General features: G+C 48.3%; 12 protein-coding genes. All 12 read left to right on the top strand.

Annotated elements, in window-relative coordinates:
* Window positions 1-24: 24 nt before the first annotated feature.
* The gene (locus tag ACOCLE_RS01755) at window positions 25-639 is read left to right on the top strand and encodes a hypothetical protein (protein WP_419535258.1); all 615 of its coding nucleotides are present in this window, start codon (window positions 25-27) and stop codon (window positions 637-639) included.
* 60 nt (window positions 640-699) lie between these two features.
* Window positions 700-1,980: an ISKra4 family transposase gene (locus tag ACOCLE_RS01760; protein WP_419532972.1), complete on the top strand. Its 1,281-nt coding sequence runs from the start codon at window positions 700-702 to the stop codon at window positions 1,978-1,980.
* Window positions 1,964-2,878, top strand: a complete 915-nt coding sequence (locus tag ACOCLE_RS01765) for a hypothetical protein (RefSeq protein ID WP_419535259.1) — start codon at window positions 1,964-1,966, stop codon at window positions 2,876-2,878. The genes ACOCLE_RS01760 and ACOCLE_RS01765 overlap by 17 nt, the downstream gene beginning before the upstream one ends.
* A gap of 295 nt (window positions 2,879-3,173) precedes the next feature.
* Complete coding sequence (gene ccmA, locus ACOCLE_RS01770) at window positions 3,174-3,857, top strand: cytochrome c biogenesis heme-transporting ATPase CcmA (protein WP_419535260.1); 684 nt, start codon at window positions 3,174-3,176, stop codon at window positions 3,855-3,857.
* Window positions 3,844-4,542, top strand: a complete 699-nt coding sequence (ccmB, locus tag ACOCLE_RS01775; protein WP_419535261.1) for a heme exporter protein CcmB — start codon at window positions 3,844-3,846, stop codon at window positions 4,540-4,542. Before ccmA ends, ccmB begins: the two co-directional genes overlap by 14 nt.
* A gap of 135 nt (window positions 4,543-4,677) precedes the next feature.
* Window positions 4,678-5,412: a heme ABC transporter permease gene (locus tag ACOCLE_RS01780; protein WP_066013721.1), complete on the top strand. Its 735-nt coding sequence runs from the start codon at window positions 4,678-4,680 to the stop codon at window positions 5,410-5,412.
* A gap of 5 nt (window positions 5,413-5,417) precedes the next feature.
* Complete coding sequence (gene ccmD, locus ACOCLE_RS01785) at window positions 5,418-5,735, top strand: heme exporter protein CcmD (protein ID WP_419535262.1); 318 nt, start codon at window positions 5,418-5,420, stop codon at window positions 5,733-5,735.
* Window positions 5,732-6,232, top strand: coding sequence for a cytochrome c maturation protein CcmE (ccmE, locus tag ACOCLE_RS01790; RefSeq protein WP_419535263.1), 501 nt, complete (start codon window positions 5,732-5,734; stop codon window positions 6,230-6,232). The genes ccmD and ccmE overlap by 4 nt, the downstream gene beginning before the upstream one ends.
* On the top strand, window positions 6,222-8,222 hold the full coding sequence (locus tag ACOCLE_RS01795) for a heme lyase CcmF/NrfE family subunit (protein WP_419535264.1): 2,001 nt from the start codon (window positions 6,222-6,224) through the stop codon (window positions 8,220-8,222). Before ccmE ends, ACOCLE_RS01795 begins: the two co-directional genes overlap by 11 nt.
* Window positions 8,219-8,797 carry a DsbE family thiol:disulfide interchange protein gene (locus ACOCLE_RS01800; protein ID WP_419535265.1) on the top strand — a complete coding sequence of 193 codons (579 nt, stop codon included), beginning with the start codon at window positions 8,219-8,221 and terminating at the stop codon, window positions 8,795-8,797. The genes ACOCLE_RS01795 and ACOCLE_RS01800 overlap by 4 nt, the downstream gene beginning before the upstream one ends.
* Complete coding sequence (locus ACOCLE_RS01805; protein ID WP_419535266.1) at window positions 8,797-9,339, top strand: cytochrome c-type biogenesis protein; 543 nt, start codon at window positions 8,797-8,799, stop codon at window positions 9,337-9,339. The genes ACOCLE_RS01800 and ACOCLE_RS01805 overlap by 1 nt, the downstream gene beginning before the upstream one ends.
* A gap of 2 nt (window positions 9,340-9,341) precedes the next feature.
* Window positions 9,342-10,514, top strand: a complete 1,173-nt coding sequence (gene ccmI, locus ACOCLE_RS01810) for a c-type cytochrome biogenesis protein CcmI (RefSeq protein WP_419535267.1) — start codon at window positions 9,342-9,344, stop codon at window positions 10,512-10,514.
* Window positions 10,515-10,537: the final 23 nt, after the last annotated feature.

Consider the following 10,537-nt stretch of genomic DNA (forward strand, 5'->3'; position numbering starts at 1 on the left):
GGGATTGTATGTAAGGTTTATAATATGCATGTAGAAGATGGACTTACATATTGCTTTCAGTTTAAGCAAGGTGGCAGGATTCAGGCCGCAAAATTAGCATATGACCTTGATTTTCAAGAAAATAAAAAGTCGAATTTAAAACATGTTGTTTGTGCCGCCAAAGCATTTTTTAGTCGGCAAGTAACGATAGCTTCAGAAAGTTTAAAAAAGCCTGAGCTACAGCACCTTACCAAAAAACTGACTGGTGATATTCGTAACAAAAATATTAGAAAGGTTACTACTACAGCTGGTGTTGATCCTATAAGAAAAAGGGGGGACGCTCAAAGCTATACAAGACAGACGGTTATCCGGACCTGGCCATATAAAAGTTTAAAACACCCTGGTCATGCGTCTTTATCAATCAAAGACTCTTCTTCTAGCAGAGAACGTCCAAAGCATGTTTATCTCAGTTGGTGGCCCGCGAAAAAAATTAAATCTAAGTTCAATAGCTTTCTAAAACGGATCAATATGGGTGACTTAAGTGTAAAAGTGGCTGGTACAAATAGTTCGTATAAAATGGATAAGCGTGAAGAAATAAGTGCAAGGACGCAAGCCCGACTGGTTTCAGGTGCAGGTAGGGTGCTCTCTCTGAATGATTGAAACAATAGTGCTCTATTTTCACAGCTACTATGGGAACACCACTCATAATAGTTAACTGTCATGCCCGCTTCTGTTATTTCCAGCTCTACCAAAAGCATCGTTTTGCAAATTGAAGTTTCTATAGATTCAGGCAACATGCTGAATCTTGAAGATAGTTTACAGCGTGCACTCAATGAAGCCGGGCAGCTTGGAACAAAAGAGTTATTGGGGCTATTTGAATCACCCAATAAAGAACCTATCGTCGTTAATCAGCAGAAGTGGAACTACAAAGGAAAGGTTCTTAAGCACTATGAAACCTTATACGGTCGTATACCTTTGGAGCGCTCCGTATATCAGGGTGTCAGAGGTGGCAGTACTCTGGCAGCACTTGATCTTCGTGCCGGTATTATTGGTTCAGCTACCCCCAAATTTGCCAAGTCTATCGCCTGGAAATACAGCCAGATGCCAGCGCCTGCGGTAAAAGAAGATTTTGAGACCAACCATCAAAGGACGCTTTCAAATTCTTATATCAAGCATTTATCGGACAGAGTAGGTGCATTAATTGAAGACCAGCAAGACACTCACTACCACCTTCCTCCACTAAAAGAGCCTGTTGAAACAATAGCCATTGGTCTGGATGGAACCTGCATGCTGCTTTGTGAAGAAGGCTGGAGGGAAGCCATGTGTGGGACATTGAGCCTATATTCTGCAGATGGAGACAGGCTCCACACGATATATACAGCCAGTTCGCCAGAGTATGGTAAACAAAGCTTTATGAGCAAGCTCGACGAGGAGATTGCAGATCTAAAACGACTCTACCCAAATGCCACATACATCGGGGTAGCTGACGGGGCTAGAGAAAACTGGAGTTATTTGAAACAACATACCTCTGGGCAGATACTCGATTTTTATCATGCATCTGAATATTTAGCTGGAGCAGCGGAAGCACTGTTTCCAACCAGTAAGGCGAAGCGACACCAGTGGCTTGAAGACAGGCTACATAGTTTGAAAAACAAGCGTGGAGCAGCCAAAAAAATCCTTCAGGAAATTGAATCAGCCGAGCTCCCGAAAAAGACAATCGCACTGACAGAGAAGCGCTACAAAGCTGTGAGCTATTTTACAAACAATCACCAGTTAATGAATTATCATCAGGCGCTTAAACGCCATTGGCCAATAGGTTCAGGAGTTACTGAAGCGGCTTGTAAGACTCTGGTAAAGCAACGATTATGTGGTTCTGGAATGAGGTGGAAAGCAACAGGAGCGGAAGTGCTTTTGACAACAAGAGCACTGATCCAGAGTAAGGGGCGCTGGGAACAACTTTGGTCTGAGTTCATGACTGGAAAGGTTGAAGCTAACCTATGAGTCAGTTATCAAATTGAGAGAGAACCCTGCAGGTAATCATGATGATCTGAAAGGATATGACTATTTTTCTGATGCAGTCATAGAGGAGGCTAAGGTTTCTCCAATTCAACCCAGACCCCGCCAAGTGCCGCTTCGCGACACTAGGTTATGGGGAATGCAAGCAGACAAGGTATATGTGCCGCTTATTGGCCCTAATACTGAGATTGAGGGCAATCGAGCAACATTTACACTGTTTGGCCTCAATGAATTTAAAATGGAGAATTTTGCAAGGCAGCGTTATAGAGATGCTCAAGATGAAAAAGCGTTTTATGGTCTTGTCAGTCCTGATGATTCATGCTCAGGAGTGATTTTAAATACGCTTCGCCATGGGGGTGCTGATTACTATACAAAAACAGATGATGCATTATTGGTCACTGATCCTAACCTTTTGCATAAAATTTCTATTCGTCTGCATAATCGAATAGATGATTTGAATAGGAAGGCTGAATTTCTATCAAGTCAGTTGATTCTGTTGTCCCGCTCAGAGAGCTCTGGCTTTCCAGGAAAAAACAGTACAGATAAAAGCCTCCAGTTAAAAAGTGCTGTTGACCATCTCAAACAGACGATACGATCCTCTAAAACTCCCAATAAGGTGCGTGATCATTTACAAAGAGTTCGAGCTTGTTTGAAAGACTTTAACAACGCAAAGTGCTCTCTAGATGACTTGACACCAAAGGCAATCAAGTTTGTAGAGGCTCTGTATAAGTCCTGTGATAGCTTTAAGGATGTTGAGCAGCATCTGTTGATGTTCAAGCCTGCTCTAGAAGCATTTGAAGTCATTAAAGAGCTTGTCACTGAGGCTTGCAGTGAAGAGAGCTTTAATAGAACTGTTTCAGACATTCCCATCATTAGCTTTTAGCGCTAAAAAATGGTTTAGGTCGTGATCAAAATTGCCTGTGCTCGCTGCTACTATCTCCTCAAGTAGGAATTGAGTTATAAGGCCTGAAAATACTTATGAAAATAAGTGTATGAAGATATTCTAGTTAATCCTTTGCTGTTTATGCAGATCATTGATGGAGCTTGCAAGCTTCTTTCATCGAACATTTTAGTTCCTTACTGATATAATCTCGTCCCCGACAGTTTTCTAACTTATATCGCCGCATTATTATGTGGTGGTATGGATAGGGGTGAGACACTATATAAGGGGATGCTTGTTGTTAGAGGTAGTAAAATTAAGCTGTGAGCGGGACGACAGGCTGCTCTTCAGTAACTTGTCCTTTCAGCTTGGTCGTGGCGAAATTCTCCAGATTGAAGGGCGAAACGGTGCAGGAAAAACATCGCTGCTTCGTATTATTGCTGGCTTTTCATCCAGTCTCGATGGGAATATCTTCTGGAACGACCAGCCTTTATCGAAGTTTTATGCTGACTTTCGCCTTGACTGCTTCTTTCTTGGTCATAAACCTGGGCTGAAACTTGACCTGACCCCCCTGGAAAACCTTACCTGGCGAGCCAAACTGGCCAATACAGTAATCAATCGAGAAGTGTTGCTCTCGGCTCTTGATCGGGTGCAGCTTGCTGGTTATGAAGACATTCCCTGTAGCCATCTATCGGCCGGACAGTTAAGACGGGTGGCTTTTGCTGGTCTGATTGCCAGCCGGGCACGACTCTGGATTCTCGATGAGCCATTCACTGCGATTGATATTGAAGGTGTCTCCTGGCTGGAGAGACTCTTTGATGAGCACACCCAACACGGCGGTATGGTGCTGATAACCAGCCATCAACCATTAAATGATCGTCAGGGAAAACTGCGCAAGTTGAATTTGGAACGCTTTGCCTTACAGAGAGGTGCAGAAGAAAGAGCTGCTGATGACAGGGAGGCCCTGGATGTCGAACTTTGATAAGCAATCCATGCATGGTTTTTCAGCCTGTCTTGCCCTGATTCGCCGAGACCTGACGCTTACATTTCGGTCACCTGGTCAGGCTGTTAATCCCATGGCGTTCTTTTTGATGGTGGCTACTTTATTTCCCCTTGGTATTGCACCAGACCGGGAAGTGCTTTCAGAACTGGCGGCTGGAGTTATCTGGATTGGTGCTTTATTAGCTGTTTTGCTGTCGCTTGACTCACTGTTCAAAAGTGACCAGGACGATGGGGCTTTGGACCAATTATTAATGTCACCACACCCGCTGCCCTTACTGGTATTGGCAAAAGTGTTCAGTCACTGGTTGACCAGTGGTTTTTGTTTAACACTGATGGCGCCATTGCTGGCCATCATGCTGCACCTGCCAATAGAGGCCTTTTCCGCTCTTATGGTGACGCTTTTATTGGGAACACCTGTCCTCAGTCTGGCAGGGGCCATTGGAGCTGCATTAACGGTAAAAGTACAGCGTGGTGGAGTGTTGCTGACTCTGCTTTCCCTACCGCTTTACATACCGGTGCTGATTTTTGCCACGGGGGCCGTTAATGCTGCAATGCAAAACATGCCGTATTCAGGCCATATTCTCTGGCTGTCTGTTTTCCTGATACTTGGGATATGTCTGGCACCGCTGGCGATTGCCGGGGCATTAAGGGTGATTAATGAGTAATGAATGTTTTTCAGGATATGGTAAAGAGTCTTGTCTTTATTCAGGCAATTTCTTGAAAAATGAAGAGATTTCCAGCATTGTGTCCCTGCAAAATCAGGTCGCATTGGTGGCGGCCTCAGTAAGTAGAACAAGATCATGAACTGGACGTTTTTTCATAAGTTAGGCTCTCCCAAGTGGTTTTATGATATCAGCGGGAAGTGGCTGCCCTGGCTTCAGGTGTCGTCCCTGGTGCTGATATTGGTGGCGCTTGTCTGGGGACTGGCGTTTACTCCACCGGATTATCTGCAGGGCAACAGCTACCGAATCATCTTTATTCACGTGCCTGCCTCATTTCTTGCCCAGGCGGTCTATATGATGATGGCAACGGCAGCGGCAGTGACTTTGATCTGGAAAATCAAACTGGCCGATATGGCACTGAAAGTCATGGCGCCCATTGGGGCTTCTTTCTGCATACTGTCTCTGGCTACCGGAGCCATCTGGGGGCAGCCGACCTGGGGTACCTGGTGGGTATGGGATGCGCGCCTGACTTCTATGTTGATTCTGCTTTTCCTGTACATCGGCATTATTGCTCTGCGCGGTGCAATCCATACAACGGAAGCTGCAGCTAAAGCCTGTGCGATCCTCAGTCTGGTAGGGGTTGTGAATATTCCGATCATCAAGTTTTCTGTGGATTGGTGGAATACCCTCCACCAGGGAGCCACACTGAAGCTGACTGAAAAACCATCCATGGCACCTGAAATGCTGTGGCCCCTGCTATTGGCCATTCTCGGATTTTATCTGTTCTTTACGCTGGTGATGGTGCTTCGTCTTCGTATAGAAATTCTGAGTCGTGAACGAAAGACCCGCTGGGTAAAAGAGCTGGTGAGTTGATGTCTATGTATTTTGACAGTTGGAATGGTTTTCTGGCCATGGAGGGGCATGGGCTTTATGTCTGGAGTGCCTACGCCGTTGCTGTGATAGTGATTGCTTACAACCTGATTTCACCGTTTATGGCAAAACGGCAGGTTGTTGCGCAAGTGAGACGACAGGAACGATTGGTCAAAAGAAAAGTCATCGTAAATGACTTCAAGGTCACTACAGATAGTGGTGATGACATGGAACCACGCTTTGCCAACCCTGGAAGCACACAACAAAAACATCGCGCTGAGCGACAGGAAGAAAGCCCTGAGTCTGTAGAGAGGAGCGCCCAATGAATGCAGTTCGCAAACAGAGATTAATACTCGTATTACTGCTGCTGGCAGGCGTTGGTTTGGCTGTGGCTCTGATGTTGTTTGCGCTTCGTGAGAACATTAATCACTACTTCTCTCCCGCTCAGATGGCTGCTGGTGAAGCTCCGGTTGGTCAGCGGATGCGTGGTGGTGGTCTGGTGGTTCCGGGCTCAGTTGAGCGTGATACCGACAGCCTGAAGGTGAGCTTTCGCATCAGTGATGGTGCTGGAGAAGTGACTGTCCGTTATGAGGGTATTCTGCCAGATCTGTTTGTTGAAGGTTCTGGCGTCGTTGCCCTGGGGAAACTCAGTAATGACGGCGTTTTTGAAGCGTCAGAAGTGTTGGCCAAGCATGATGAGAACTATATGCCCCCGGAAGTGCAGAAAGCCATTGATGACGCACATCCAAAGTCGGGTTACTCAAAGCCGGCTGCACAAACCACTGCTCAAAGTGAGCTGAGGAGTCTGCAAGATGGTAGCTGAAGCTGGCCTGCTGGCTCTGATTATTGCACTGTGTCTGAGTCTTTTGCTCAGTATCTTCCCTCTGGTGGGCAGTTACACCGGTAATATCCGCTTGATGAATCAGGCCCGCTCCCTGTCCTGGGGGCTGTTTGCCTTTGTCGGCTTTTCTTTTTTATGCCTGGTCTGGGCATTTATTACTGACGATTTTTCTGTGGATTATGTCGCCAGACACTCAAACAGTCTGTTGCCTGTACAGTATAAAGTGAGTGCTACCTGGGGTGGGCACGAGGGATCGCTTCTGTTGTGGGTCCTGATTCTTGTCGGCTGGATGGCGATGGTCGCATTGAAAAGCTACCGCCTGCCTCCTGAACTGTCCGCCAGGGTACTCTCTGTCATGGGGATGATTACCGTTGGCTTTTTGCTGTTTACTCTGCTGACGTCAAACCCGTTTAACCGAATCTTGCCTTTTCCTCCGGAAGATGGTGCAGACCTGAACCCTCTGCTTCAGGATTTTGGCCTTATCGTTCATCCGCCTATGCTTTACATGGGCTACGTTGGTTTTGCCGTTGCCTTTGCCTTTGCCATTGCCGCACTTCTGGGTGGACAGCTTGATACTGCCTGGGCTCGCTGGGCCAGACCATGGACGACAGTGGCCTGGGTTTTTCTGACCCTGGGAATTTCACTGGGTAGCTGGTGGGCATATTACGAGCTTGGCTGGGGTGGCTGGTGGTTCTGGGATCCGGTGGAAAATGCTTCTCTGATGCCCTGGCTGGTGGGAACGGCACTGATTCACTCTCTAGCAGTAACAGAAAAACGCGGACTGTTTAAGAGCTGGACGCTGCTGCTGGCCATCTTTACCTTCTCATTGAGTCTGCTGGGTACATTCCTGGTTCGCTCCGGTGTACTCACATCGGTCCATGCTTTCGCCAATGATCCGGAAAGAGGTGTCTTTATCCTTTTTTACCTGATGATTGTCGTTGGTGCATCGTTGACGCTGTTTGCCCTCCGGGCGCCTGAGGTACGCAGTCGAATCAGTTTTTCCATGGCATCCAGGGAAACACTGCTGCTGGTCAATAATATTTTGCTGACCGCCAGCGCTGCGACGGTGCTTCTCGGAACTTTATTCCCGCTGCTTCTGGAATCACTCGATATGGGCATGATTTCAGTTGGGCCTCCTTATTTTAATTTTGTGTTTGTCCCAATGGCCATGATGCTGGCCTTTGCCCTGGGTTTTGGTGTTCTGCTCAACTGGAAGAACGGTTCCGTTAAATGGCTGATCAGCCAGACTCGATGGATTTTGCTGGTATCCATCATAGGTGGTTTAGGGTTCAGCCTGTTCTACGGTGAAAGCTTCCTGATCAGTGAAGTGCTGGCCATGGCACTGGTGCTTTGGATCGTGCTCACCATGGTCCGGGATATTCTGAATAAAACCCGAAACACCCGGGCTAAAAACGGACTGATGGAGGCATTAACGCGACTGAAACCCGCGTATTACGGGATGCATCTGGCGCACCTGGGCTTGGCCGTCACTATTGTTGGTGTCGCAATCACCAGTGGTTACAGCAGTCAGCGTGACTTGCGTATGGCTCCCGGTGACCGGGTAACCCTCGGTGAGTATCAGTTCCGTTTTGATGGTGTCAGGTTGCAACCCGGCCCTAACTATACATCCGAATACGGTTCAGTGACTGTATACGAAAATGGTCGTCAAATAGCGGTGCTGCACCCTGAGAAGCGAGTCTATACCGCGCAGCAGATGCCCATGACAGAAGCCTCCATTGACCCCGGACTAACCCGTGATATTTATGTTGCGCTGGGGGAGCCATTGGGTGATGACGGTAGCTGGGCCCTGAGACTGCATATTAAGCCTTTTGTCCGCTGGATCTGGCTGGGCTCCATATTTATGGGGCTTGGTGGTGTTGTGGCGATCTCAGACCGGCGATACAGAATGAAAGTGCGTCAGAAAGTGAGCGCATTGAGGCCGTCTGGAAATGAGGGAGTAGCCAGCGCATGAAGCGACGTTTGCAGCTGTTTTTGCCGCTGGCGATTTTTCTCGGGCTTTGCCTGATGTTTTATGTGGCGCTATTCCGGGATAACCCGGGAGAGCTGCCATCCGCCTTGCTGGATCAGCCCTTACCGACATTTGAACTGGCAACGGTTAAGAATCCTGACAGAACAGTGACCAGAGAGAGCCTGCTGGGTGAAGTCGCCCTGATCAACGTCTGGGCCACCTGGTGCCCTGCCTGTCGTGTAGAGCATCCATATCTCGTGGATCTGGCCAATAAAGGCATTCCGATTTATGGTGTGAACTACAAGGATGATCAGCCTGAAGCCAGAAAGTGGCTGAAGACGCTGCATGACCCTTATCGCTTCAGCATCAACGATAAGAGCGGTTCTCTGGGCATAGATCTGGGCGTTTATGGCGCACCGGAAACCTATTTAATCGATCATCAAGGCGTTATTCGGTATAAGCATGTCGGCATTGTTGATGCCAATGTCTGGAAAAATGACCTTGAGCCCAGGTTCAGGCATCTGAAAGAGAAGGCGCTCAAAGCATCCGCAAATAATCATGAAGGGGAGGCCAAGTGATGAAGCGCTTAACCTCCCGGTTGATCATTGCGCTGTCGACCATTTTGTTTATGGGGATGGCTTATGGTGTTATCGACTCCTATGAATTTTCGACACCTGAGCAGGAGCAGCGCTTCTTCGAACTGACCAATGAGCTGCGTTGTCCAAAGTGTCAAAACCAGTCCATAGCCGATTCTAATGCCCCCATTGCCCAGGATCTTCGGCGAGAAGTACACCGCCTGTTAAATGAAGGGGCAGACAACCAGACCGTTGTCGATTTTATGCTCGCGCGCTACGGTGACTTTGTGCTTTACAAACCCCGTCTTTCAGGGGTGAACCTTGTGCTCTGGCTTGGGCCTCTGTTGCTGCTGCTGGCAGGTCTGACAGTGCTTGTTGTTGTCGTTCGCAAGCATAAAGCGGCTGTTGCAGAATCCTCACCGGCTGTTTCTGACGGACAGGGCGTCGAAGAGGAAGCGTTGCTGGATCAAAAGCTGAATAGATTTCTGGCAGACTCGTTGAGCGAGCGTTCATCAGAAGATAAAGAAACGGATGGTAAGGAGTAATGATGGAATTCTGGTTAGTTGCCGCATTGCTGATTGCCATTGCTGTTCTGGTTTCTGTCTGGCCATTAATAAAACCAGCAGTGTCGGCTCCGGATGAGTGTGAATCTGAAGAGTCTGCCAACGTTGCCAGTTTTCGTGATCAGATGGCAGATCTCGACTGGCAGCTCCAGCAGGGGCTGGTGTCAGCAGAAGAGGCGGAAAAGCTGAAGCTTGAATTAAAGAAAAAACTGGCTGATGAGATAGGGAATGAACCGCCAGCCAGTGCGTATTCCCTGTTGAAAAAGCCGGGGTTTGCACTGCTCATTGCACTGATTGTGCCTGTGTCCGCTGTACTCCTTTATTTTAAGCTGGGTGCAACCACTGAGATTGCGGTAGTCAACGCCATGAAAAATGGCCACCTCAATAGCGAACAGGTAGAAACCGTCCTTAAAGACTGGGTGGCCAAACGACCTGAGAATAATCAGGCGCTGTTCATGCTGGGCAGCCATTACCTGAGAGCAGGCAAGCTGGATGAAGCGGTTGAAACCTATCGACACCTTGCCAGTATCAGTAATGGGCATCCACAGGTAACCGCAGAGCTGGCTCAGGTATTGTTTTTAAGCAGCGATAATGTGGTGACACCTGAAATCCGGGAGCTTTATGAGCAGACACTGCTGAAGGAGAGTCAGAATACCACGGCACTAGGATTGAAGGGGATTGATGCCTTTTCCAATGGTAACTACCAGGAAGCGATTGCCGCCTGGCAGCTGGCGTTGACCTATGAAGTCGATCCGACAGCCCGGCAGTCGCTAAGTGCGGGTATTAATCAGGCTCGCTCAATGCTGGGTGATACCGTGGTTGCCCTTCGTGTCATGATTGATCTGGACCCTGAGATGGGGGAGCTACCGGATGATGCGCGAGTGGTGGTCTTTGCCCGCCCAGCCGGTGATGTCAAACAGCCTCCCGTGGTTGCTGTTCCGCTGAGTGTTAGAGACCTTCCCCGTGAAGTCGTGCTTGATGATAACAGTGCCATGATGATGGGCGGACAGCTGTTGTCATCAATCGACAGTCTCGATATCACGGCGCGGATCAGCCTTACAGGCAATGTGATGTCCCCTGATTATCAGGTTCAGGCTAAAGGGGTGAAAACCACGGCAACCGAGCCGGTCAGGCTTACCTTTACGCCGGCGGGGTAGCCTGTAAGCATTTGAACTAAAGC

The organism is Endozoicomonas sp. (genome assembly GCF_965196975.1).
Classification (GTDB): domain Bacteria; phylum Pseudomonadota; class Gammaproteobacteria; order Pseudomonadales; family Endozoicomonadaceae; genus Endozoicomonas.